General features: G+C 67.7%; 24 protein-coding genes and 1 other RNA gene. 10 read left to right on the top strand and 15 right to left on the bottom strand.

Annotated elements, in window-relative coordinates:
* Nucleotides 1-12: 12 nt before the first annotated feature.
* Complete coding sequence (locus U5771_RS15415) at nucleotides 13-927, bottom strand: class II glutamine amidotransferase (protein ID WP_322024766.1); 915 nt, start codon at nucleotides 925-927, stop codon at nucleotides 13-15.
* A 202-nt stretch (nucleotides 928-1,129) separates the two neighbouring features.
* On the opposite strand from U5771_RS15415, the gene pyrC reads away from it, so the two are divergent.
* The 3 genes from pyrC to rnpB all read left to right on the top strand — a co-directional run bounded on the left by pyrC (nucleotide 1,130) and on the right by rnpB (nucleotide 3,493).
* Nucleotides 1,130-2,194 (top strand): dihydroorotase, encoded by a 1,065-nt coding sequence (gene pyrC / locus U5771_RS15410; protein WP_322024765.1) that lies wholly within the window; start codon nucleotides 1,130-1,132, stop codon nucleotides 2,192-2,194.
* Nucleotides 2,191-3,069, top strand: a complete 879-nt coding sequence (locus U5771_RS15405; RefSeq protein ID WP_322024764.1) for a DUF3025 domain-containing protein — start codon at nucleotides 2,191-2,193, stop codon at nucleotides 3,067-3,069. Before pyrC ends, U5771_RS15405 begins: the two co-directional genes overlap by 4 nt.
* Nucleotides 3,070-3,081: 12 nt before the next feature.
* Nucleotides 3,082-3,493, top strand: an RNA gene (rnpB, locus tag U5771_RS15400) — RNase P RNA component class A.
* A gap of 70 nt (nucleotides 3,494-3,563) precedes the next feature.
* On the opposite strand, the gene U5771_RS15395 is transcribed toward rnpB, so the two are convergent.
* Nucleotides 3,564-4,028 carry an OsmC family protein gene (locus U5771_RS15395; protein WP_081293719.1) on the bottom strand — a complete coding sequence of 155 codons (465 nt, stop codon included), beginning with the start codon at nucleotides 4,026-4,028 and terminating at the stop codon, nucleotides 3,564-3,566.
* 449 nt (nucleotides 4,029-4,477) lie between these two features.
* The gene (locus tag U5771_RS15390; protein WP_322024763.1) at nucleotides 4,478-4,783 is read right to left on the bottom strand and encodes a DUF1090 family protein; all 306 of its coding nucleotides are present in this window, start codon (nucleotides 4,781-4,783) and stop codon (nucleotides 4,478-4,480) included.
* A gap of 312 nt (nucleotides 4,784-5,095) precedes the next feature.
* Between U5771_RS15390 and rplM the strand changes: the two genes are divergently transcribed.
* The 3 genes from rplM (at nucleotide 5,096) to erpA (ending at nucleotide 6,507) form a co-directional block, all read left to right on the top strand.
* Nucleotides 5,096-5,524, top strand: coding sequence for a 50S ribosomal protein L13 (gene rplM / locus U5771_RS15385; protein ID WP_009687896.1), 429 nt, complete (start codon nucleotides 5,096-5,098; stop codon nucleotides 5,522-5,524).
* Nucleotides 5,525-5,535: 11 nt separating this feature from the next.
* The gene (gene rpsI / locus U5771_RS15380; RefSeq protein ID WP_011883283.1) at nucleotides 5,536-5,928 is read left to right on the top strand and encodes a 30S ribosomal protein S9; all 393 of its coding nucleotides are present in this window, start codon (nucleotides 5,536-5,538) and stop codon (nucleotides 5,926-5,928) included.
* Nucleotides 5,929-6,135: 207 nt separating this feature from the next.
* Entirely contained in the window at nucleotides 6,136-6,507 is a 372-nt protein-coding gene (gene erpA, locus U5771_RS15375; RefSeq protein WP_006759918.1) for an iron-sulfur cluster insertion protein ErpA, read from the top strand.
* Nucleotides 6,508-6,630: 123 nt separating this feature from the next.
* Here the strand turns inward: erpA and U5771_RS15370 are convergent, their stop codons facing one another.
* Entirely contained in the window at nucleotides 6,631-7,779 is a 1,149-nt protein-coding gene (locus U5771_RS15370; protein WP_322024762.1) for an anhydro-N-acetylmuramic acid kinase, read from the bottom strand.
* Between the two features lie 142 nt (nucleotides 7,780-7,921).
* Here U5771_RS15370 and tyrS point away from each other — a divergent pair, with 142 nt between their 5' ends.
* From tyrS to U5771_RS15355, 3 genes are read left to right on the top strand one after another with little or no spacing between them, the layout of a single operon-like run.
* A complete protein-coding gene (gene tyrS / locus U5771_RS15365) occupies nucleotides 7,922-9,163 on the top strand; it encodes a tyrosine--tRNA ligase (protein WP_322024761.1) in 1,242 nt (413 codons plus the stop codon).
* Nucleotides 9,160-9,618: a D-aminoacyl-tRNA deacylase gene (gene dtd / locus U5771_RS15360; protein ID WP_014898069.1), complete on the top strand. Its 459-nt coding sequence runs from the start codon at nucleotides 9,160-9,162 to the stop codon at nucleotides 9,616-9,618. The genes tyrS and dtd overlap by 4 nt, the downstream gene beginning before the upstream one ends.
* Before the next feature lie 23 nt (nucleotides 9,619-9,641).
* Nucleotides 9,642-10,304 carry a histidine phosphatase family protein gene (locus U5771_RS15355; RefSeq protein WP_322024760.1) on the top strand — a complete coding sequence of 221 codons (663 nt, stop codon included), beginning with the start codon at nucleotides 9,642-9,644 and terminating at the stop codon, nucleotides 10,302-10,304.
* Between the two features lie 57 nt (nucleotides 10,305-10,361).
* Here U5771_RS15355 and U5771_RS15350 read toward each other — a convergent pair whose 3' ends face one another.
* From U5771_RS15350 to U5771_RS15305, 10 genes are all read right to left on the bottom strand, one after another.
* Nucleotides 10,362-11,489: a ParB/Srx family N-terminal domain-containing protein gene (locus U5771_RS15350; protein WP_322024759.1), complete on the bottom strand. Its 1,128-nt coding sequence runs from the start codon at nucleotides 11,487-11,489 to the stop codon at nucleotides 10,362-10,364.
* Nucleotides 11,490-11,641: 152 nt separating this feature from the next.
* Nucleotides 11,642-12,595 carry an oxygenase MpaB family protein gene (locus tag U5771_RS15345; protein ID WP_322024758.1) on the bottom strand — a complete coding sequence of 318 codons (954 nt, stop codon included), beginning with the start codon at nucleotides 12,593-12,595 and terminating at the stop codon, nucleotides 11,642-11,644.
* 24 nt (nucleotides 12,596-12,619) lie between these two features.
* Nucleotides 12,620-13,687, bottom strand: a complete 1,068-nt coding sequence (ruvB, locus tag U5771_RS15340) for a Holliday junction branch migration DNA helicase RuvB (RefSeq protein ID WP_322024757.1) — start codon at nucleotides 13,685-13,687, stop codon at nucleotides 12,620-12,622.
* 108 nt (nucleotides 13,688-13,795) lie between these two features.
* Nucleotides 13,796-14,377 (bottom strand): Holliday junction branch migration protein RuvA, encoded by a 582-nt coding sequence (gene ruvA, locus U5771_RS15335; protein ID WP_014898064.1) that lies wholly within the window; start codon nucleotides 14,375-14,377, stop codon nucleotides 13,796-13,798.
* 198 nt (nucleotides 14,378-14,575) lie between these two features.
* The gene (ruvC, locus tag U5771_RS15330; RefSeq protein ID WP_124610553.1) at nucleotides 14,576-15,118 is read right to left on the bottom strand and encodes a crossover junction endodeoxyribonuclease RuvC; all 543 of its coding nucleotides are present in this window, start codon (nucleotides 15,116-15,118) and stop codon (nucleotides 14,576-14,578) included.
* A gap of 151 nt (nucleotides 15,119-15,269) precedes the next feature.
* Nucleotides 15,270-16,835 (bottom strand): bifunctional phosphoribosylaminoimidazolecarboxamide formyltransferase/IMP cyclohydrolase, encoded by a 1,566-nt coding sequence (purH, locus tag U5771_RS15325; protein WP_322024756.1) that lies wholly within the window; start codon nucleotides 16,833-16,835, stop codon nucleotides 15,270-15,272.
* A 44-nt stretch (nucleotides 16,836-16,879) separates the two neighbouring features.
* The gene (locus tag U5771_RS15320; RefSeq protein ID WP_006476892.1) at nucleotides 16,880-17,113 is read right to left on the bottom strand and encodes a Fis family transcriptional regulator; all 234 of its coding nucleotides are present in this window, start codon (nucleotides 17,111-17,113) and stop codon (nucleotides 16,880-16,882) included.
* The gene (gene dusB, locus U5771_RS15315; RefSeq protein WP_322024755.1) at nucleotides 17,110-18,177 is read right to left on the bottom strand and encodes a tRNA dihydrouridine synthase DusB; all 1,068 of its coding nucleotides are present in this window, start codon (nucleotides 18,175-18,177) and stop codon (nucleotides 17,110-17,112) included. Before dusB ends, U5771_RS15320 begins: the two co-directional genes overlap by 4 nt.
* A gap of 143 nt (nucleotides 18,178-18,320) precedes the next feature.
* Nucleotides 18,321-19,508: a UbiH/UbiF/VisC/COQ6 family ubiquinone biosynthesis hydroxylase gene (locus U5771_RS15310; protein ID WP_322024754.1), complete on the bottom strand. Its 1,188-nt coding sequence runs from the start codon at nucleotides 19,506-19,508 to the stop codon at nucleotides 18,321-18,323.
* Between the two features lie 101 nt (nucleotides 19,509-19,609).
* Entirely contained in the window at nucleotides 19,610-21,007 is a 1,398-nt protein-coding gene (locus U5771_RS15305) for an aminopeptidase P N-terminal domain-containing protein (protein ID WP_322024753.1), read from the bottom strand.
* Between the two features lie 187 nt (nucleotides 21,008-21,194).
* On the opposite strand from U5771_RS15305, the gene U5771_RS15300 reads away from it, so the two are divergent.
* Nucleotides 21,195-21,806 carry a glutathione S-transferase family protein gene (locus tag U5771_RS15300; RefSeq protein ID WP_322024772.1) on the top strand — a complete coding sequence of 204 codons (612 nt, stop codon included), beginning with the start codon at nucleotides 21,195-21,197 and terminating at the stop codon, nucleotides 21,804-21,806.
* Nucleotides 21,807-21,901: 95 nt separating this feature from the next.
* On the opposite strand, the gene U5771_RS15295 is transcribed toward U5771_RS15300, so the two are convergent.
* Entirely contained in the window at nucleotides 21,902-23,521 is a 1,620-nt protein-coding gene (locus tag U5771_RS15295) for an FMN-binding glutamate synthase family protein (protein WP_322024752.1), read from the bottom strand.
* Between the last annotated feature and the right edge of the window lie 82 nt (nucleotides 23,522-23,603).

The raw sequence follows: 23,603 nt of genomic DNA, 5'->3' as shown, positions 1-23,603 counted from the left end.
GGCGCGGCGCGCCTAGAAATCGATCGAGTCGTCGGAATCGCCGTCGGCGCCGGCCGCGAGTGCGGCGTGCGGCGTGCCGCACGGCGCGGACGCCGACGCGTCGAGGGCCGGGTTGCGCAGCTTCTCGAGCACGCGTTCGGGCACCGGAATCTGCATCCGCGCGGCGACGTCGCCGCACTGGAACATGATCAGCTCGCCCGGTTCGAACGAGGTCCAGATTTCGTTGTCGGTCAGCGGCTGCGTGGCGATCACCGCGACGCGATCCTCGGGCGTCGTGTATTTCGCGAAGTCGATCGACAGGTCTTCGTCGACCAGATGCGCGGTCGAGAACGGCCAGCGCCGCACGAGGTAGTGCAGCCGCGTCGAGCAGTGCGCGAAGAGGGCCTGGCCGTTCGACATCAGGAAGTTGAACACGCCGTGATCGGTGATGCCGCGCGTCAGCTCGCCCACGCGCTCGAACAATTCCGGCAACGGCGGCTGCGCGCCGGGGAACGCTTCGCGCAGCCCCTGCATCAGCACGCAGAACGCCTTCTCGCTGTCGGTGGTGCCGACCGGATGGTAGACGCTGCCGTCGAGGTCGGGTTCGTAGTCCTGCAGATCGCCGTTATGCGCGAAGATCCAGTGCCGCCCCCACAGCTCGCGCATGAACGGGTGGCTGTTCTCGAGCAGGATGTGACCCTGCGTGGCCTTGCGGATGTGCGCGATCGTGTTCTTGGACTTGATCGGGTAGCGCTTCACCATTTCGGCGATCGGCGACGTGGCCGACGCCTGCTGGTCGATGAAGAGGCGACAGGCCTTGTCCTCGAAGAACGCGATCCCCCAGCCGTCGGCATGGTGATCGGTGAGGCCGCCCCGTGCCGCGAAACCTGTGAAGGAGAATGTGACGTCCGTCGGCGCGGCGCAGTTCATTCCTAGGAGTTGGCACATTTTACTTGGGGCGGGGGCGGAAGCAGGGTAACCAACCGGGTGAACCCCGGTACAATGTGGCTTCTAGCATATCACCGAGCCTTGAGCGGTAAAAAGCGGATTCCGCCGGCCGAAGGCCTCGTGTTGCGGTTTGCCGTCAGTCGGCCCGCGCACGCGCGTTCCGGCCCCGCAGATGGCCAGCCCGTTCCTCACGACGCCTCCTATGACTGCCTCGAACGCTTCCTCTCCGGCGACGCTCACGCTCGCCCGTCCCGACGACCTGCACCTGCACCTGCGCGACGGCGACATGCTGGCCGCGGTGCTGCCGCACACGGCGCGCCAGTTCGCCCGCGCGATCGTCATGCCGAACCTGAAGCCGCCCGTCACGACCACCGCGCAAGCGCAGGCCTATCGCGAGCGAATCCTGGCCGCGCTGCCGGCGGGCATGACGTTCGAGCCGCTGATGACGCTGTACCTGACCGACAACACGTCGCCCGACGAAATCCGCCGCGCGCGCGACAGCGGCTTCGTGCATGGCGTGAAGCTGTATCCGGCCGGCGCGACGACGAATTCCGACCACGGCGTCAGCGATCTCGCGAAGTGCGCGAAGGCGCTCGAGGTCATGCAGGAAACCGGCATGCCGCTGCTCGTGCACGGCGAGGTGACCGATCCGGCGATCGACATGTTCGATCGCGAGAAGGTGTTCATCGATCGCGTGATGACGCCGCTGCGCCGCGATTTCCCCGGCCTGAAGGTGGTGTTCGAGCACATCACGACGAAGGACGCGGCCGACTACGTGCGCGACGCCGACGCGGCGCCGGGCCTGCTCGGCGCGACGATCACGCCGCAGCACCTGCTGTACAGCCGCAACGCGCTGTTCGTCGGCGGGATTCGCCCGCATTACTACTGCCTGCCGGTGCTGAAGCGCGAAACGCACCGCGTCGCGCTCGTCGAAGCCGCGACGTCGGGCAACCCGCGCTTCTTCCTCGGTACCGACAGCGCGCCGCACGCGCGCGACGCGAAGGAAACCGCGTGCGGCTGCGCGGGCTGCTATACGGCGCTGCACGCGCTCGAGCTGTATGCGGAAGCGTTCGACCAGGCCGGCGCGCTCGACAAGCTGGAAAACTTCGCGAGCCGCTTCGGCGCCGATTTCTACGGACTGCCGCACAGCACCGAGACGATTACGCTGCGTCGCGAAACCTGGGAACTGCCGCGCGAGGTCTTCGCGGGCGATACGCCGGTCGTGCCGCTGCGCGCCGGCGAGACGATCGGGTGGAAGTTCGCATGACCGGCACGCCGCCGCCCGGCGCCGGCCAGACGGCCGGTGGCGGGGCGGCGGTGTTCGCGCGGATCGACTGGTCCGCGCCGTGGCTCGCGCGTTACGCGGAGCCGGGCCGCACGCTGCAGGCGGCCGCGCTCGCGGGCGAGGCCGCGCTGCTCGATGCGTTGAACGGTGCGCTGCACGACGGTGCCCGCGTCAGCGGCCGCGGCAGGCCGCTGCGCTTCGTGCCGCAGGCCGAGCTGCCGCCCGGCATCGCATACGAAACCCATATTGCCGACACGGGCGGCGTCCCGACCCGTCACAATCTTCACGACTTCTTCAATGCGCTCGTCTGGTTCGCGTATCCGCGCATCAAGGCCGCGCTGAACGCACGCCAGGCCGCGGCGATCGACGCCGCGGGCGGCGTCGGGCCCGTGCGCGGCACGCTGCGCGATGCGCTGACGCTGTTCGACGAGAACGCCGCGCTGTTCGTGACGGCCGACCGCACGCTCGCCGACGCGCTGCGCGGCTTCAGCTGGCAGCCACTGCTGGTGGCCTCGCGCGACGCGTGGGGCACGCGCTGCGAGGCGCGGCTCGTCGGCCATGCGCTGCTCGAGAAGCTCGTTACACCCTACAAGTCCTGCACCGCGCACACGTGGATCGTCGAAGTGAGCGACGACTATTTTTCGTGGCCCGACGCGCGGCGTGCCGCGCATGTCGATGCGCGGATCGCCGGCGAACTCGCGACCCGCGACCTGACGAGCCGCGATTTCGCGCCGCTCCCGGTGCTCGGCGTGCCGGGCTGGTGCGACGCGAATGCCGCGCCCGCGTTCTACGACGATCCGGTGGTGTTCCGCAGCGGCCGCCGCTCGCGTGCTGCCAGCGGCGGCGCGCAGTGCTAGAATGCGCGTCGCAAAGCAGGCCAGGCAGTCGCGGCCTCGCCGCCTTCGGGCAGGCGGGGGCGAGGAAAGTCCGGACTCCACAGGGCAGGGTGATGGCTAACGGCCATCCGTGGCGACACGCGGAACAGGGCAACAGAAAGCAAACCGCCGATGGCCCGGCGCAAGCCGGGATCAGGTAAGGGTGAAACGGTGCGGTAAGAGCGCACCGCGGCGACGGCGACGTTCGCCGGCACGGTAACCTCCACCCGGAGCAATTCCAAGTAGGCAGGCGCGCATTTTCGGATGCAGGACGGGGCCCCCGTCTCGTCTGCGGGTAGGAAGCTTGAGCGCGTCAGCAATGGCGCGCCTAGAGGAATGGCTGCCACGCGCCGCGCGCTTCGGCGTACAGCGTGCACAGAATCCGGCTTATCGGCCTGCTTTGCCGTTCGAATGCGAAAGGGCCGGCGCTCCGTCAGGAGCGCCGGCCCTTTTTTTCATGCGTGGCGGCCGGGCGTTCAGGCCGCGACGATGTCGAACGAATGCGTGAGTTCGGCCGTCTTCGCGATCATGATCGACGCGGAGCAGTACTTGTCGTGCGACAGGTTGATCGCGCGCTCGACCGTGGCCGGGTTCAGGTTGCGGCCCGTGACGGTGAAGTGGAAGTGGACCTTCGTGAACACCTTCGGATCTTCGCTCGCGCGTTCGGCCTTCAGCGTGACCGAGCAGCCCGTGACTTCCTGGCGGCTCTTCTTCAGGATCAGCACGACGTCGTACGCGGTGCAGCCGCCGGTGCCGACCAGCACCATTTCCATCGGGCGCGGCGCGAGGTTATGACCGCCGCCTTCCGGCGCGCCGTCCATCGCGACGAGGTGCCCGCTTCCGGTCTGGGCGGAAAACGCCATGCCGTCCTGACCCATCCAGCTTACTTTGCATTCCATGCTTGCGCTCCAGCGTTGCCTGATTCGGATTCGATCCGGCATTGTAGCCCGCAGCGCTTCGGCCGGCTGATGCGCTGCACGACGCGCAACGCCACGCCGCCGTGTGCGGCGCCCGGCGGGGCGCCGAACGCTGATTTCCCTGCTGACTTTAGGGGTTTTACTCTAGGTGTGACGGGTATGCGGTCGTGTTCTTGCTTCCCAGTCAATTGATTTTAAAAGGGAAAATGGGTTTGGCCGGTGAAGTTTGTGATATTCCGCATTATGGTGTGCGATTTCGTAATGCAAATTTTCTTGTGAAGCCGGCGACGCGTTCGTATAATGAGCCCCATTGGTTGTCGCGCTGCGGCAACCTCCGCATGTCTCCTCCACCCTCCTCCTAAGGTGGATTAAGCCCGAACCAGCCGTTCGGGCTTTTTTTCGTCCCATGCAAACATTGGCGCGCAATTTGCGCGTCTCGATACCCGTCCTTGGCTTCCCGTCCTTGACTCCGTTTACGCGGGCTGCCGTGAGGCGGGCTGCAATGCCGCGCCCGGCGGCGCGTCCGTCGAACGGGCGGCCGGGGCCGGGGCGTGTGCGGCCGATGCATGGCCGTGACCGCGCGCGCAGAAGTGGCGCACACGTTCGCGTACCGCGCGCAGGCGGGCGATGCGATCTTCGGCGTGGGTGCCGCGGGCATCGGCGATGCGGGCGTCGAGGGCGTCGAGCTTGGCCTCGCAGCCGGCCCGGGCGGCGACGGCGGGCGCCGCTGCGGCCAGCAACGCGGCCGCGAGAAAGGGCGTAAGTCGTTGTTTCATCATGCCTGCTTGTTGTTTTGTCGTGGTCGGCCGGTCTGGCGCGGCAAGGTCAGGTGCCGCGCGTCGATGGGTGCCGCTCCGGGCGCTCGGTTCGCCTGGTGAATCGGGGCACGACCGGATTTTGGCCCATTTCGGGCGCCGCCGGCACGGGGCGTGGATTCTCTTTGACCGCGCTGCGGTATTTCCTTTATAATTCAGGGCTTTTCCGCATTCATGCCCACGGAAAAAGAACAGGGAGAGCCTGCACCGCGCCTCGAAGCGCACACAGACAAGCAGGAAGAACACATCGGGCAAAGCATTTTTTTTGGATCGATCATGAAGACGTTTTCCGCAAAAGCCCATGAGGTGACGCGCGAATGGTACGTGATTGACGCGACGGATAAGGTTCTCGGCCGTGTTGCCAGCGAAGTGGCACGCCGTCTGCGCGGCAAGCACAAGCCTGAGTTCACCCCGCACGTCGACACTGGTGATTTCATCATCATCATCAACGCAAGCAAGTTGAAGGTCACGGGCAACAAGACTCTGGACAAGAAGTACTACCGTCACTCGGGTTACCCGGGCGGTATCTATGAAACGACGTTCGGCAAGATGCAAGAACGCTTCCCGGGCCGTGCGCTCGAGAAGGCGGTCAAGGGCATGCTGCCGAAGGGCCCGCTCGGCTACGCGATGATCAAGAAGCTGAAGGTCTACGCTGAAGCTACGCATCCGCATTCGGCTCAACAGCCGAAGGCGCTCGAGATCTAAGGGGAGCCCACATGATCGGTAACTGGAACTACGGTACGGGCCGCCGCAAGAGCGCAGTCGCACGTGTCTTCATCAAGGCTGGCAAGGGCGACATCATCGTCAACGGCAAGCCCATCGCTGACTACTTCTCGCGTGAAACGTCGCTGATGATCGTGCGTCAACCGCTGGAACTCACGAACCACGGCCAGACGTTCGACATCAAGGTCAACGTCAACGGCGGCGGCGAAACGGGTCAGGCAGGTGCAGTGCGCCACGGCATCACCCGTGCACTGATCGACTACGACGCGACGCTGAAGCCGTCGCTGTCGAACGCAGGCTTCGTCACGCGCGATGCACGTGAAGTCGAGCGTAAGAAGGTTGGTCTGCGCAAGGCACGTCGCGCAAAGCAGTTCTCGAAGCGTTAATTCCGCTTCATGGCCGCGCCGCTTCCGGGCGGCGTCCGCCGGAAAAACCGCCAGCTTTCGCGCTGGCGGTTTTTTTATGCCCGCGCGGCGGCCACCCGCGTGCCGGCCCCCGCATTGAAATCAACAAGAACCTATTGATTTCATGGACATCAGCACGATCTTCTGATCGGCCCTACAATAGCGGCTAAAGCTTTTTGGAGAGTTCGCATGAACGCTGTTACCGAATCCGCAGCAACGACCACCGATATGCCGCTGCCGTTCGTCTTCACCGACGCCGCGGCCGACAAGGTCAAGCAACTGATCGACGAAGAGGGCAATCCCGACCTGAAGCTGCGCGTGTTCGTGCAGGGCGGCGGCTGCTCGGGCTTCCAGTATGGCTTCACGTTCGACGAGGAAGTCAACGAGGACGACACCGTGATGAACAAGAACGGCGTCCAGCTCCTGATCGACTCGATGAGCTACCAGTACCTGGTCGGCGCCGAGATCGACTACAAGGACGACCTCAACGGCGCCCAGTTCGTGATCAAGAACCCGAACGCCACGACCACCTGCGGGTGCGGCTCGTCGTTCTCGGTCTGAGCGCACGACGGATCCTGTCCGGTTGGCCGGAATGAAAAACGGGGCTTCATGCCCCGTTTTTTTATACCCGTGCGAGGTGCGAACCGTGCGGCCTGCGTGTCATCGCATCCTTGGGGCCGCTCATCAGCGCGGATAAAGCGCGCCGAGCACGCGCGCGCCCTCGGCGCCCGTCACGCTCGCGAGGTTGCCGGGCTGGCGCGCGGTGAAGCGATACGCGAGCCACGCGAACGCGAGTGCCTCGACCTGTTGCGGCGGCACGCCAAGCGCGGCCGTCGTATCCACCGTCGCCGGCACGCGGGCCTCATGTAGTGCGTTCCTGAGCGCATCGAGCAGCACCGGGTTGCGGGCGCCGCCGCCGCAGACGAACACGGCCTTGCAGCCGGCCGCGTGCTGCGCGACCTCGCGGGCGACCGAGACGGCGGTGAGCGCCGTCAGCGTCGCCTGCACGTGTTCCGGCGCGACTTGCGCGAACGCGGCGAGCTTCGCGTCGAGCCACGCGGGATTGAACAGGTCGCGGCCGGTGCTTTTCGGCGGCGGCGCGGCGAAGTAGGGCTCGTCGAGCAGCGCGTCGAGCAGCGGCGCGTGCACGGTGCCGCGCGCGGCGAACTTGCCGCCGTCGTCGTACGGCTTGCCGAGGTGGCGCGTCGCCCATTCGTCGAGCAGCGCGTTCGCCGGCCCGCAGTCGAAGCCGCGCACGTCGCCGCCTTCGCCCGGCAGGATCGTGATGTTGCTGATGCCGCCGAGATTGCAGACGACCCGCGTCTCGCCCGGCGCGCCGAACACCGTCGCGTGGAACGCCGGCGCGAGCGGTGCGCCGTGGCCGCCGGCCGCGACGTCGCGGCTGCGGAAATCGGCGATCACGTCGATATGCGCAAGCTCGGCGAGCAGCGCCGGATTGTTGAGCTGGCGCGTGTAGCCGCGCTCGGGACGGTGCCGGACCGTCTGGCCGTGCACGCCGATCGCGCGGATCTCGTCGCGCGACAGGCCGGCCGTGCGCTGCAGCTCGTGGCAGCACACCGCGTAGCGCGCGACGAGCGCGTTCGCCGCGACCGATTCGCGGTCGATCTCGTTGTCGCCGGGCTGCTGCAGCGCGAACAGCGCGTCGCGCAGCGATTGCGCGAAGCCGACGAACGCTTCCGCGAGCACGACCGGTGCCTTGCCGGTCTCGAAACGCACGGCGACGCCGTCGACGCCGTCCATGCTGGTACCCGACATCAGCCCGAAGTAGATGCCGTCGGCCGGATGGGCGGGTTGCGGATGTCGTTGCGGCACGTTGGGTCCTCCTGGATCGAGCGGCGCGGGCCGGTGCCACGCGCCTTGCGCCCGATTATCCGCGCAACCTGACGCGTCGTTAAGCGATGCACGCGCAAGTTATGGGAAAATCCCTGTCTTTGCGACATTCTTCCCGGCACCGATGAGCACCGAACCCAGTTCCAAGCCTGTTTTCCCCATCACCGACGAAGTCCGCCATGCGCTCGCCGTCACGAAGCGCGGCGTCGACGAACTGCTGATCGAGGAAGAGTTCGCGCAGAAGCTCGCGCGCAGCGCGGCCACCGGCGCGCCGTTGCGCATCAAGCTCGGCCTCGATCCGACCGCGCCCGACATCCACATCGGCCATACGGTCGTGCTGAACAAGATGCGTCAGCTGCAGGATCTCGGTCACACCGTGATCTTCCTGATCGGCGATTTCACGTCGCTGATCGGCGATCCGTCGGGCCGCAACGCGACGCGTCCGCCGCTCACGCGCGAACAGATCGAGTCGAACGCGAAGACCTACTTCGAACAGGCCGCGCTCGTGCTCGACCGCGACAAGACCGAAATCCGCTACAACAGCGAATGGTCGATGCCGCTCGGCGCGGACGGGATGATCAAGCTCGCGTCGCGCTACACGGTCGCGCGGATCCTCGAGCGCGAGGACTTCACGAAGCGCTTCCAGGGCGGCGTGCCGATCTCGATCCACGAATTCCTGTACCCGCTGATGCAGGGCTACGACTCGGTCGCGCTGAACGCCGATCTCGAACTCGGCGGTACCGACCAGAAGTTCAACCTGCTCGTCGGCCGCGAACTGCAGAAGCAGTACGGCCAGGAACAGCAGTGCATTCTCACGATGCCGCTGCTCGAAGGTCTCGACGGCGTCGAGAAGATGTCGAAGTCGAAGGGCAACTACGTCGGCATCAGCGAGAAGCCGACCGACATGTTCGGCAAGCTGATGAGCATCTCGGACACGCTGATGTGGCGTTACTTCGAACTGCTGTCGTTCCGCGGCCTCGACGAGATCGCCGGTTTCAAGCGCGACGCCGAAGGCGGCCGCAATCCGCGCGACTTCAAGGTGCTGCTCGCGCAGGAAATCGTCGCGCGCTTCCACTCGCAGGCCGACGCCGAGCGTGCGCTCGAAGACTTCAACCACCGCGCGAAGGGCGGCGTGCCGGACGACATCCCGTCGGTCACGCTCGCGGGCGCGCCGCTCGCGATCGGCCAGTTGCTGAAGCAGGCGGGCCTCGTGCCGTCGACGAGCGAAGCGCTGCGCAACATCGAGCAGGGCGGCGTGAAGATCGACGGCGCGACGGTGTCCGACAAGGGCCTGAAGGTCGAGGCCGGCGAGTTCGTCGTCCAGGTCGGCAAGCGCCGCTTCGCGCGCGTCACGCTGACCGCATGATCGCGCTGATCCAGCGCGTGAGGCGTGCCGACGTGCGCGTCGGCGACCGCACGACGGGCGAGATCGGCGCAGGGCTGCTCGCGCTCGTCTGCGCGGAGCGCGGCGACACCGAGGCCGCGGCCGACAAGCTGCTCGCGAAGCTGCTCGGCTATCGCGTGTTCAGCGACGCGGCCGGCAAGATGAACCTGCCGGTGTCGAACATCGACGGCGCGGGCGGCGCCGGCGGCCTGTTGCTCGTGTCGCAGTTCACGCTCGCGGCCGATACCAACAGCGGGCTGCGGCCGAGCTTCACGCCGGCCGCGCCGCCCGACGAAGGCGCGCGCCTGTTCGACTATTTCGTCGCGGCCGCACGCGAACGCCATCCGGTCGTCGAGACGGGCGAGTTCGGCGCCGACATGCAGGTGTCGCTCGTGAACGACGGCCCCGTGACGTTCTGGCTGCAAGTGCGGCCCTGATTCTTTCCCGGAGACGCGCCGCGATGGCCACCACGCAGATTCTCTTCATTCGCCATGGCGAGACGGCCTGGAACCGCATCAAGCGCATCCAGGGCCATATCGACATTCCGCTGGCCGACACGGGGCTCGCGCAGGCGCAGCGGCTGGCTGTCCGGCTCGCGCGGGAAGCGCGCGACGGGCAGCGGATCGACGCGATCTATTCGAGCGACCTGATGCGCGCGCAACAGACCGCGCAGCCCTTTGCCGATGCGCTCGGGCTGCCGCCGCAGTTGCGCGACGGGCTGCGCGAACGCGCATACGGCGTGTTCCAGGGGCATGACAGCACCGAGATCGAGGCGCTGTTCCCGGACGCTTACGCCGCTTGGCAGACGCGCGACCCGGGTTTCGCACCCGACGGCGGCGAGTCGCAGCGCGAGTTCTATCATCGCGTGCTGCATGCGCTCGAGCCGATCGTCGCCGCGCATCCCGGCGGCCGGATCGCGTGTGTCGCGCACGGCGGCGTGCTCGACTGCGTGTACCGCTTTGCAAACGGTCTCGATCTGTCGGCGCCGCGCAGCTATCAGCTGCTCAATACGAGCATCAACGTCGTCGATTACGTCGATGGCCGCGCCCAAGTCGTGCAATGGGCCGACGTGTCGCATCTGGACGCCGCGAGCGACGACGACGGGTATCGCAAGGTACTCTGATCCGTTCGTGCCGGCCCCGCTAGGCATGACCGGGCGCGGCTGCATTCTGCGTCACGCTTACCGCGGCAGCGCGTGGCGCGTCTTGTAGTCGAGTGCGTAGGCGATCTTGCCGGGCTTGTCGGCCGTGATCGGCTGGCGCAGCTTGTCGAATTCCCCCTTGCCGTACTTCTTCCCGCCGTTGAGCGCATCCGCGCGCCCGAGATCGGCGCCCGTCTTGCCGTCGATCACCGGGTCCGTGGCCGCGACCATGCGCATCGACGCGTTCCACACCGCGTTCAGGTAGCCGGTGTCGGCCTTGGCCGGATCGGGATCGGCCGCGCCTGCGCGCGTCAGGTCGTAGCGCGCGAGCGAGAACTTGCCCGGCTGCGCGCGCAGCCAGTCGGCCCAGTAGAACTCGAGGTAGTCGGTGGATTGCGCGGGCTTGCTGTAGCCGATGTCGCGCGTGAAATAGACGAGCGACCGGTAGCGGTCGTTCGTCATCCCGAGCGTCAGGCCGAGACCGCCCGGCAACTGCGCGGTCGTGATCGCGTTGCCGTTGCCATCCTTCAGGCGCACGTAGCCGCGGCTTTGCATCTGCTGCCAGAACACGTCGCCCGAGTAGTCGCTCAGGTTGTCCGTCACGACGACGTGCACGTGCAGCGCCGGGCCGCCGTCAGGCGTTTCGTAGTAGGTCGACAGGCCGTGGTGGCCGTCGGTCAGGTACAGCCTGTCGCCGTTCGGGCCGATCACGACCGGGTTCAGCACCGTGCGGTCGCGGGCGTTCCCGTCGGTCGTCGTGCACATGTAGCTGGCCGGTTCGCGCAGCGTCGACTGCGCGGTGTAGCCGCTCGACGCGACGCCGCCGAGGCCTTCGTCCGCGCAGAAGTCGTCGAACTTCTTGTCGGGCTGCCGTTCGTAGCGGCCGAGCTTGTAGTAGATCTGGTCGTAGCCGATCGCGCCTTGTGTCGGATGGAGATCGCCGAGCGTCACGTCGATCAGGTCGCCGGCGCGGTCGGCCTTCCATTTGCCCGGTTGCGGTGTGACGGTTGCGGGCGGCGCGGGTGTCGGCGTGGTCGTGATGTCGCCTGAAGGCGTTTGCGCATCCGTGCGCGCGACGGCGGCAACATCGTCGCCTCCGCATGCGGTCAGGGCGAAGACGGTGGACAGACTGGCGGCAAGGACGAAACGGATCGGCAGGCGTGGCATCGCGGGCATCGGGTGTCGGTCGGGTGGGCGGGACACCGCGCGGGTCACGGACAGGCGGGACGAGCAGGACGTGCGACCGTGCGCGGTTGCAGGCCTGTCAGCTTGTCACAGGCATTTGACGGCAAATTGAAATGTTCGGAAGAAACGAATCGTCAGGCGGGCGGGGTGCCGTCGGGCGGTGTCGCGGCTGCGCGGCGGCGTGCCCGTTTCGACGCGCCGTTGACGAGCGCCCAGCGCAACACGGGGGCGACCGCCCGGACACCGGGCCGGACCACCGCGCGGCGCAGCGGCGCGAACGTCGACACGCCGAGCCTGCGCTGCGCCCAGGGCGGCAGCAGGTCGATGCCTGCATGCATGATCAGCGACGCGGCCGGCCGCAGCGCGGGCGTTGCGACCGGCACATTCAGCAGGATGTCCATGACGTCGAAGGTGTGCGGCCCGGCTTCGAGTTCGGGCTGCATGCGCGCGAAATAGGCCGCGACCTCGGCGCGTGAACGAGGCACCTCCCGGGCGCCGAGCAACTCGGCGATCAATGCCGTTTCAGCGTAGTAGCCGTCCTGCAGTTCGCCCGACAGTGACGGATTCACATAGCGCAAATGCGCGGCGAGGAAGCTCGATACTTCCGCGACATGCACCCAGGTCAGCAACGCCGGATCGTCGGCTCGGTAGGGCCGGCCGTCGGGCGCGGTACCCGAGATGCGCGCGTGGATCGTTTTCACGCGCTCGATCAGTGCGAGTGCGTCCGCGCGGCTGCCGAACGTCGTGCCCGTGATGAACGTGGCGGTGCGCCGCAAGCGGCCGAGGATGTCGGTGCGAAACGACGAGTGATCCCAGACGCCCGCGAGCGCGAGCGGATGGAGCGCCTGCAGCAGCAGCGCGGCAATGCCGCCCGTCATCATCGACGTGAAATCGGCATGCACGCGCCAGCAGATGGCGTCGGGGCCGAACAGCCCCGGGTCGCCGGGCGGCGACGAGAGATCGATCGACGGACCGCCGCCGCCCGTCGTCAGGTGCGTGACGCCGGCCACGAGCCGCTTGCGGATCGGTTCGATCCAGCGCGGGCCCGGTGCGGGCGTGACAGGGTGCGGGCTGGGCGGCGTGGTCATGGCTGGCTTGGCGCGGGCAGCGGGCTACTTCCCGGCGGGGGTATCCCACATCCCGCGTTCGGCGTTGCCGGCATCGGGCGCGGAGAGCCCGAAGTGGCGGTACGTGAGCAGTGTCGCGACGCGCCCGCGCGGCGTGCGCTGCAGGAAGCCCTGCTGGATCAGGTACGGTTCGAGCACGTCCTCGATCGTGTCGCGCTCCTCGCCGATCGCCGCCGCGAGGTTGTCGATGCCGACCGGGCCGCCGTCGAACTTGTGCAGGATCGCCTCGAGCAGCTTGCGGTCCATCAGGTCGAAGCCGACCGGATCGACGTCGAGCATGGCGAGCGCGGCGTCGGCGACGGCCGCGGTGATCTGGCCGTCGGCCTTCACTTCCGCATAGTCGCGCACGCGGCGCAGCAGCCGGTTCGCGATCCGCGGCGTGCCGCGCGAGCGCTTCGCGATTTCCAGCGCGCCGTTCGGATCGATCTGCGCGTTCAGCAGCGATGCCGAGCGCCGCACGATGCGCGACAGCTGGTCGGCATCGTAGAACTCGAGGCGCGCGACGATCCCGAAACGATCGCGCAGCGGGTTGGTCAGCATCCCCGCACGCGTGGTCGCGCCGACCAGCGTGAACGGCTGCAGGTCGAGCTTCACGCTGCGCGCGGCCGGCCCTTCGCCGATCATGATGTCGATCTGGTAATCCTCGAGCGCCGGATACAGGATTTCCTCGACGACCGGCGACAGCCGGTGGATCTCGTCGATGAACAGCACGTCGTTCGCTTCGAGGTTGGTCAGCAGCGCGGCGAGGTCGCCCGCGCGCTCGAGCACGGGGCCCGACGTCTGGCGCAGGTTCACGCCCATCTCGCGCGCGATGATGTGGGCGAGGGTGGTCTTGCCGAGACCCGGCGGCCCGAACAGCAGCACGTGGTCGAGCGGCTCGGCGCGGCGCTTCGCGGCCTCGATGAAGATCTCGAGCTGGCCGCGCACCTTTTCCTGGCCGACGTAGTCGTCGAGCTGGCGCGGCCGCAGCGCGCGTTCGAACACCTCCTCGTGCGACGAGGCAGGCGTGGCGGCGATGATCCGCTCGGCGGCGAGTTTGTCGGTTTCAATCATGCGGCCATTGTACCGCGCGCGGTCACGCGGCCGAACTGGCCGAACGGCCGACTGGCGCGCGCCGTACGGCGGCGCGACACTGGCTCCGATAGCCGCTTCGGGCGGGCGTTACACCTTCGACAGTGCCTTGAGCGCGAGCTTGATGCCCTCGGACACGCCGGTGCCGGCCGGCACGTTCTTGATCGCGGCGAGGCCTTCCTTTTCGGAATAGCCGAGCGCGAGCAGCGCGTTGAGGATGTCGGTCGCGTGGTCGGACGGCGACGCGGCGCCGGCGAGCGCACCGAGGTCCGCGCCGAGCTTGCCCTTCAGCTCGAGCAGCAGGCGTTCGGCGGTCTTCTTGCCGATGCCGGGCAGGCGCGTGAGGCGCGCGGCGTCCTGCATCGTCACCGCCTGCGCGAGCTCCTGCACGCTCATGCCGGACAGCACGGCCAGCGCCATGCGCGCGCCGATGCCGGTGATCTTCAGCAGTTCGCGGAAGGTCGTGCGCTCCTGCGGCGTCAGGAAGCCGTACAGCAGGTGCGCGTCCTCGCGCACGATCTGCTGCGTGAGCAGCACGACGCGCTCGCCCGTTTGCGGCAGGTTGTAGAAGGTGCTCATCGGCACGTCGATTTCGTAGCCGACGCCGTTGCAGTCGACGAGCAGGTGAGGCGGGTTCTTTTCGAGCAGGATGCCGGCGATGCGACCGATCATGGATGGCGGGATGCGAGGAAGAAAGCGCGAGTGTAGCGCAGGTGCGGCGCGATGCCGATGGGTTGGCCGTCAGGTCAGGGCGACGCGGGGCGCGGCGCGTGCGCGACGCGTGGCGATCAGGCGGGAACGCCGGTGGCTGGCGCAACACGCGTGCCGAGAGTGGCCGCGCGCCGCGCCGGAGGAATGCGTGGCGTCGCGTCAGCCGACGAGCCGTCCGCGTCGCACGCGCAGCCCCTTTTTCGCGAGCGCCGGCGCGAGGCCGCCGATCGTGCCGAGCGTATTGCCGCTGTGCGCATGGCAGATCGCCATCCCGAGCGCGTCGGCCGCGTCGCTGCCGGGCTGGCCGGTCAGGTTGAGCAGCCGCGTGACCATCTCCTGCATCTGCGATTTGGTCGCGCGGCCGTAACCGACGACGGCCTGCTTCAGTTGCAGCGCGGTGTATTCGGCGACCGGCAGGCCGCCGGAGACGAGCCCGCAGATCGCGGCGCCGCGCGCCTGGCCGAGCAGCAGCGTCGACTGCGGGTTCACGTTGACGAACACCTGTTCGATCGCGGCCTGGTCGGGCGCGTGTTCGCGCACGAGCGTCGATACGCCCTGGAAGATCGTGCCGAGCCGGGTGGCCAGGTCGGCCGTGGGCGTGCGGATCACGCCGCTTGCGACATAGGCGAGCCGGTGGCCGCTGACGTCGATGACGCCGAAGCCGGTGACGCGCAGGCCGGGGTCGATGCCGAGAATTCGCATGAGTGAGGAGAAAAACCTGATGCAGCGATACTACAACGAATGGTGCGCGGCGCCGGCCCCACGGTCGCGTGCGCCGGCGCCGCGCAATAAAAAACCCGGCGGGTGCGATGCCGCCGGGTTTGCGTGCAGCGGCCGCGCGGGCCGCGTGCGATCAGTGACGGAAGTGACGCACGCCCGTCAGGATCATCGCGATACCGTGCTCGTCGGCCGCCGCGATCACTTCGTCGTCGCGCATCGAGCCGCCCGGCTGGATCACGCAGGTCGCGCCTGCCGCCACGACGACGTCGAGACCGTCGCGGAACGGGAAGAACGCGTCCGATGCGACGGCCGAGCCGGCCAGCGTGAGGCCCGCGTTCTGTGCCTTGATGCTCGCGATGCGTGCCGAATCGACGCGGCTCATCTGGCCTGCGCCGACGCCGAGCGTCATGCCGTTGCCGCAGAACACGATCGCGTTCGACTTCACGTACTTCGCGACGCGCCATGCGAACAGCAGGTCGTCCATTTCCTTCGCGGTCGGCTGGCGCTTCGTGACGACGCGCAGCTCGCTCGGCTGCACGTTCTTCGAATCGAGCGACTGCACGAGCAGGCCGCCGCCCACGCGCTTCAGGTCGAACGCGTTATGGCCGTCGCCCAGCGCGATTTCGAGCAGGCGCACGTTCTGCTTCGCGGCGAACACCTGCTTCGCGGCGTCCGAGAACGACGGCGCGATCAGCACTTCGACGAACTGCTTCGCCACCGCCTGCGCGGCCGTCTCGTCGACTTCGCGGTTGAACGCGATGATGCCGCCGAACGCCGACGTCGGGTCGGTCTGGAATGCCTTCGCATACGCGTCCGCCGAGTCGTTGCCGACCGCGACGCCGCACGGGTTCGCATGCTTGATGATCACGCAGGCCGGTGCGTCGAATGTCTTCACGCATTCCCACGCCGCGTCCGAATCCGCGATGTTGTTGTACGACAGTTCCTTGCCCTGCAGCTGGCGGTAGTTCGCCAGCGCGCCGGCCGGCGCCGCGAGGTCGCGGTAGAACGCGGCGCTCTGGTGCGGGTTCTCGCCGTAGCGCAGGTCCTGCACCTTGTCGAACGCCAGGTTCAGCGTGGCCGGGTACGCGCTGCGCGAAGCGTGCTGCAGCTCGTCGGTCAGGCTCGTCAGGTAGTTCGTGATCGCGCCGTCGTATTGCGCGGTGTGCGCGAACACCTTGGTCGCGAGGCGGAAGTTGGTCGCGTAGCCGATCGCGTTGCCGTTCGCCTTCATTTCGTCGAGCACGACCGCGTAGTCGGCCGGGTCGACGACGACCGTCACGTCGCGGTGGTTCTTCGCGGCCGAGCGCAGCATCGTCGGGCCGCCGATGTCGATGTTTTCGATCGCGTCGGCGAGCGTGCAGTCGTCCTTCGCGATCGTCGCGACGAACGGATACAGGTTCACGACCAGCAGGTCGATCGTCGGGATGCCGTGCTGCTCCAGCGCCTGCATGTGCTCGGGCAGGTCGCGGCGGGCGAGGATGCCGCCGTGCACCTTCGGGTGGAGCGTCTTCACGCGCCCATCGAGCATCTCCGGAAAGCCCGTGTAGTCGGCCACTTCGGTCACGGGCAGGCCCGCGTCGGCGAGGAGTTTCGCGGTGCCGCCGGTCGACAGCAGCTTGACGCCGAGGTCGGACAGCGACTTCGCGAAGTCGACGATGCCGGTCTTGTCGGAAACGGAAATGAGCGCTTGCTTGATCATGATGGAACCACCAATAGCCAGGGAAACGGGGACGGGACGGCTGCCTACAGCAGGCCGTGCTGCTGCAGCTTCTTGCGCAGCGTATTGCGATTGATGCCGAGGTACTCCGCGGCGAGCGACTGGTTGCCGCCGGCCTGTACGAGCACGACCTCGAGCATCGGCTTTTCGACGCAGGACATCACCATTTCATAGACGTCGTGCGGATTGGAGCCGTCTAGATCCCGGAAATACACGTCCAGGCTCTCGCGGACACATTGTTCGATGTTGTGCTTGCTCATGCTGCTAACTGGTTATGGTCGTCCGACTCGCCCTGGCCGTTTTCCTCTTCGTCATCGACGTAGACGAGGTGGTCCGACAGCGCCTTTTGCGCCTCGAAGAAGGCATTGACGGCGGCGAGCTGCTCGCGGGTGGAATCGAGCGTGTTCATCCTGTGCCGGAACCCGTTGGCACCGGAAAGGCCGCGAGTGTACCAGCCGATGTGCTTGCGCGCAGTACGGACGCCCGTGAATTCACCATAGAAAGCGTAGTGGTCTTCCAGGTGTTCGTTCATCACGTGCTGGATCTCGTCGATCAGCGGCGGGGGCAGCAGTTCGCCGGTTTGCAGGAAATGATCGATTTCACGGAACAGCCACGGCCGGCCTTGCGCGGCGCGACCGATCATCAGTGCGTCGGCGCCGGTCGCGTCGAGCACGGCCTTCGCTTTCGCCGGCGACGTGATGTCGCCGTTCGCGACGACCGGGATGCGCACGGCCGCCTTCACGGCCGCGATCGTGTCGTATTCCGCGTCGCCGCGGTAGAGGTCGGCGCGCGTGCGGCCGTGCACGGTCAGCATCGAGATGCCGGCCGCTTCGGCGAGGCGCGCGACCGTGATCGCGTTCTTGTGATCGCGATCCCAGCCGGTGCGGATCTTCAGCGTGACGGGCACCGCATCCGGCCCCGTGCCGACCGCCGCGACGACGGCCTCGACGATCCGCTGCACGAGCGGCTCGTTCTGCAGCAGCGCGGAGCCGGCCGCGACGTTGCAGACCTTCTTCGCCGGGCAGCCCATGTTGATGTCGATGATCTGCGCGCCGTTGTCGACGTTGTAGCGGGCCGCTTCGGCCATCATCGCCGGATCGGCGCCGGCGATCTGCACCGCGATCGGCTCGACTTCGCCTTCGTGGTTTGCCCGCCGCATCGTCTTCGCGCTTTTCCACAGCTGCGCATTGGACGCGACCATCTCGGACACGGCGTACCCGGCCCCCAGCCGCTTGCACAGCTGGCGGAACGGACGATCCGTCACCCCGGCCATCGGGGCGACGAACAGGTTGTTACGCAATACGTGAGAGCCGATAACGGGCATCGCAATGGCACCGCCCGCGAGCGCCGGGCGTCGCGGGCAAAAAAGGGCGGAGGGAAAACGCGCATTTTACCGTATTCCCATGCCCCGCCGATTTGACCCGGTTTGCACGGCCTGACGGCGCGCAACGCGCGGTGCGCCGCGCGTCAGTTGCGCTGGCCGAACATCATCTGTCGCGCGATCGCCTTCTTGAGCGGCGGCACGAATTCGAGCGCGGTCAGCGCCGCGCCGCGCAGCAGCGGAAGGGGGCCGGCGTCGACCGTGAACAGGCGCGCGAGCGTGTCTGTCGCGCCGATCGTGAAGCGCCGGTCGAGCGCGCGCCGCGCGTTGAAGGTTGCGAGTGCGGTCGCTTCGAAGCCCTGCGCGGACAGCGCGTCGACGAGCGTGTGCGCATCGCGCAGCCCGAGGTTGAGCCCCTGGCCGGCGACCGGATGCAGCGTTTGTGCGGCGTTGCCGACGATCGCGATGCGCCCGTTGACGAGCGTTTGCGCCGCGTTCAGCCCGAGCGGGAACGAGGCGCGCCCCGCGATCGCGACGAACCGGCCCATCCGCTCGCCGAACGCGTCACCGAGTTCGCGCAGGAACGCGTCGTCGGGAAGGGCGGCGCGGCGGGCCGCCTCGTCGGGCGTGCAGCACCACACGAGCGAATACTCGGCCTGGCGCGGGCCGCCGAGCGGCAGCAGCGCGAGCGGGCCTTCGTGCGTGAAGCGTTCCCACGCGACGTTCGGGCGCGGCGCCGAGACCGTGACGGTGCCGACGATCGCGGTCTGGCCGTAGTCGCGGCGATGCTTGCCGGTATCGGCCTGCTGTTCGTGGAACAGCCCGCCTTCGGCGTTGATGACGATGCGCGCGCGCAGCGTGCGCTCGCCTTGCGGGCCGTCGAGCGTCAGCGTGACGCCGTCGGCGTCCTGTTGCGGCGTGCGTGCGGTGGTCGACGTGAACCAGTCGACGCGCGTGCCGCGCACTGCCTGCGCGAGCGCCTGCACGATCGAGCCGTAGCGCACCACATAGCCGAGCGCGGCGAGGTCGTGCTCGTCGCGGTCGATCAGCGTGCGCCCGAAATGGCCGCGCTGCGATACGTGGATGTGTTCGATCGGCGTCGCGTCGGCCGGCCAGCCGAGCGTGTCGAGCAGCACGCGGCTGCCGTGCGACACGGCAATCGCGCGCGGGTCGTTCGCGCTCGCGGCCGGCTCACGCGCGTCGATCAGCGCGATCGACGCGTGCTGCGTCGCGCTGCGTCGTGCGAGCCAGCCGGCGAGCGCGAGCCCGACGGGGCCCGCGCCGACGATGGCGAGGTCGTAGTCCGGCGTGGCGGGGGAGGAAGCGGTCGTCATCAGTGTTCGTGAAACGGGGTAACGGTCAACGGCGGGTCAACGGCGGGTCAACAGCAAGTCAATGGCCAGGCCGCCAGGGTCGATGGCAGCCTGCGGCACGCTCATGCGCCGTGCGCCGCGCCCGCGCGCATCAATGCCTCGATCTCGGCGGCCGCCACCGGCACGTCGCGCGTGATCAGCTCGCAACCGTGCTCGCGCACGATCGCGTCGTCCTCGATGCGGATGCCGATGTTCCAGTATTCGGACGGCACGTCGTCGGCTGCCCGCACGTACAGGCCCGGCTCGACGGTGAGCGTCATGCCGGGTTTCAGCGTGCGCCACGGCAGCGCGCCGTTGGCGTCGCGCGCGGCGAGCCGCTCGCGATAGTCGCCGCAATCGTGCACGTCCATGCCGATCCAGTGGCCGGTGCGGTGCATGTAGAAGCGTGCGTACGCGCGCTCGGCGATCACGTCGTCGACGCTCGAGAAGCGCGTCTTCGGGATGATGCCGGTATCGAGCAGCCCTTGCGCCAGCACCCGCACGGCCGCGTCGTGCGGCGCTTCGAACGGCACGCCCGCGCGCGTTGCGTCGATCGCGGCCTGCTGCGCGGCGAGCACGATGTCGTACAGCGTGCGCTGCGCGGGCGAGAAGCGCCCGTTGGCCGGGAACGTGCGCGTGATGTCCGACGCGTAGCCGTCGAGTTCGCACGCGGCATCGATCAGGATCAGGTCGCCGTCCCGCGCGGCCGCGTTGCCGGCCGGGTAGTGCAGCACGCACGCGTTCGCGCCGGCCGCGACGATCGAGCCGTACGCGGGCGCCTGCGCGCCGTGCTTGCGGAACGCGTACAGCAGCTCGGCCTCGAGTTCGTATTCGCGGATTCCCGGGCGGCACACCTGCATCGCGCGGCGGTGCGCGAGCGCGGAGATGTGCGCGGCACGCATCATGATCGCGAGTTCGTGTTCGTCCTTCACGAGCCGCATGTCGTCGAGCAGCGGCGTGAGGTCGAGCAGCGCGTCCGGCGCGGCGACACCCGTGCGCGCCTGCGCGCGCACCGCATCGATCCAGCCGGCGAGCTGGCGGTCGAACTCGGCCGACGCGCCGAACCGGTAGTGCACGGTGCCCGCATCGGCGAGCAGGCGCGGTATTTCGGTGTCGATCACGTCGGCCGCGTAGGCCGCGTCGAAGCCGAACGCATCGCGCGCGGCCTCGGGCCCGTAATGGAAACCTTCCCAGATCTCGCGGTCGGCATTCTTCGCGCGGCAGAACAGGATCGATTCCGGCGCGCCGTGCGACCCGGCCGCGTTCAGCACGAGCACGGCGTCCGGCTCGGTGAAACCCGTCAGGTAGTGGAAGTAGCTGTCATGCCGGTACGGAAAGGCCGTATCGCGGTTGCGCAGCATTTCCGGCGCGGTGGGGACGATGGCGACGCCGCCGCCCGCGGCGCGCAGTGCGGCAAGCACGCGTTCGCGGCGCTGGCGGTAGACGTCGACGGCGATGGCGGTATCGAGGGGTGCATTCATCGTGCGATTGTAGCGCCGCCGGACGCCGCGCGTGAGAGGGGCGGCTGCAAGCCGCGCCGGACGGGGCTCGGCGGCGGCTGTTGCAAACCATCCACAGGCCGGACGGGCGATTTTCTACCGGGCCGCGCCGGCCGGTTATGATCGGCGACAACGTATACTCTCGGCGGTTCCCTTAAAAAGGCAGATGATGAAATTAATCGGTTCGCTCAGCAGCCCGTACGTCCGAAAGACGCGGATCGTGCTTGCTGAAAAGAAGATCGACTACAAGCTGGAGCTCGAGAACGTGTGGGCGCCGGAGACGGACATTCATGCAGCGAATCCGCTCGGCAAGGTCCCGTGTCTGGTGATGGAGGATGGTGCCGCGGTGTTCGATTCCCGCGTGATTTGCGAATACGTCGATACGCTGTCGCCGGTCGGCAAGCTGATTCCGCCGTCGGGGCGCGAACGTGTCGAAGTGCGTTGCTGGGAAGCGCTGGGCGACGGCGTGCTCGACGCGGCCGTGGCGATCCGTCTCGAACACACGCTGCGTGACGAAGCGCAGCGCAGCGCGAGCTGGATCGCGCGCCAGCAGCGCAAGATCGACGACGCGCTCGTCGCGATGTCGCAGGGCCTCGGCGGCAAGACGTGGTGCGTCGGTAATCATTACACGCTCGCCGACATCGCACTCGGCTGCGCGCTCGGCTACCTCGACTTCCGGATGCCCGAACTCAACTGGCGCGACCGCCATCCGAACCTCGACAAGCATTTCGTGAAGCTGTCGCAGCGGCAGACGTTCACCGACACGCTGCCGCAAGGCTGACCGGCCGCCGGCTGCCGATCGGGCAGACAAGAGAAAAGCGCCCCGCGGGGCGCTTTTCTTTTTGGCGAGCCGCCTCGGCGGCGGGCGTTCGCGCGTTAATCGATCGACGCGTAAACGGTTTCGCCGAGCACGAACGAGTCGCTGCGCGCGATCGGCCACCACTTGTCGTACAGCGTATAGCCGCAGGTCTGGCCGTCAAGCAGCGCGCCGGGCTTCAGGTACTTCAGCAGTTGCGACATCAGCCGCACCTCGTGCGGCGCGACGCGCTGCACGATGTGATGCGCGCGCAGCTCGGACGGATGGCCGAGGCCGGCCGCCTGCACGAGTTCCTGCAGCGCATGCAGCGTATTGCGGTGGAAGTTGTATACGCGCTCGGCCTTGTCCGGCACGACGAGGGCGCGCTGGCGCACCGGGTCCTGCGTGGCGACGCCGGTCGGGCAGCGGTCGGTGTGGCAGTGCTGCGCCTGGATGCAGCCGACCGCGAACATGAAGCCGCGCGCCGAGTTCACCCAGTCCGCGCCGATCGCGAGCGTGCGCGCGATGTCGAACGCGGTGATGATCTTGCCGCTCGCGCCGATCTTCACGCGGTCGCGCACGCCGATCCCGACGAGCGTGTTGTGCACCAGCAGCAACCCTTCCTGCAGCGGCACGCCGACATGGTCGGTGAACTCGAGCGGTGCCGCGCCGGTGCCGCCTTCCGCGCCGTCGACGACGATGAAGTCGGGCACGATGCCCGTCTCGATCATCGCCTTCGCGATCCCGAAGAATTCCCACGGATGGCCGATGCACAGCTTGAAGCCGGTCGGCTTGCCGCCCGACAGCGTGCGCAGCCGCTCGACGAATTCGAGCAGCCCGCGCGGCGTCGAGAATTGCGAGTGCGTCGCGGGCGAGATGCAGTCCTTGCCCATCGGCACGCCGCGCGTCTCGGCGATTTCCGGCGTGATCTTCGCGGCCGGCAGCACGCCGCCGTGGCCCGGCTTCGCGCCTTGCGACAGCTTGATCTCGATCATCTTGACCTGCGGATCGGCGGCCTGCTTCGCGAACTTGTCCGGGTTGAACGTGCCGTCGTCGTTGCGGCAGCCGAAGTAGCCGGACGCGATTTCCCAGATGATGTCGCCGCCGTTCTCGCGGTGATACTTCGACAGCGAGCCTTCGCCGGTGTCGTGCGCGAATCCGCCCTTCTTCGCGCCGAGGTTCAGCGAGCGGATCGCGTTCGCGGACAGCGAGCCGAAGCTCATCGCCGAGATGTTGAAGATCGAGATGTCGTACGGTTGCGCGCGACTCGCGCCGACCCGGATGCGGAAGTCGTGGTTCGGCAGCTTCGTCGGCGCGAGCGAGTGGCTGATCCATTCGTGCGCGACGGCCTTCACGTTCAGTTCGGTGCCGTACGGGCGGTTGTCGGCGACGTTCTTCGCGCGCTGGTAGACGAGGCTGCGCTGCGCGCGCGAGAACGGTTTCTCGTCGGTGTCGTCCTCGACGAAATACTGGCGGATTTCAGGCCGGATGAACTCGAACAGGAAGCGGAAATGACCCCAAAGCGGGTAGTTGCGCAGGATCGCGTGACGGTCCTGGTTCAGGTCGTACAGGCCGACGGCGACGAGGGCGACAGGGATGAGGATCCACAGCCAGGAAAGCACGTGGATCGACGCGAGTGCGGCCGCCGCGACGAGCAGCAGCACGGCGCACCACATCGCGAGGTAGCGTCTGGAAAGCATGGGGACTCCATAAGAATCTTGAAATGCCGCCATGCGTACGCTGCGCGGCGGCGCACCGGCCGCGGCGGAATCGTGTTCCGCC

The sequence above is a fragment of the Burkholderia sp. BCC1977 genome, from assembly GCF_905339595.1.
Classification (GTDB): Bacteria; Pseudomonadota; Gammaproteobacteria; order Burkholderiales; family Burkholderiaceae; genus Burkholderia.
Note: the sequence above shows the minus strand (reverse complement) of the source record. Positions and strands in the feature narration are given on the sequence as shown.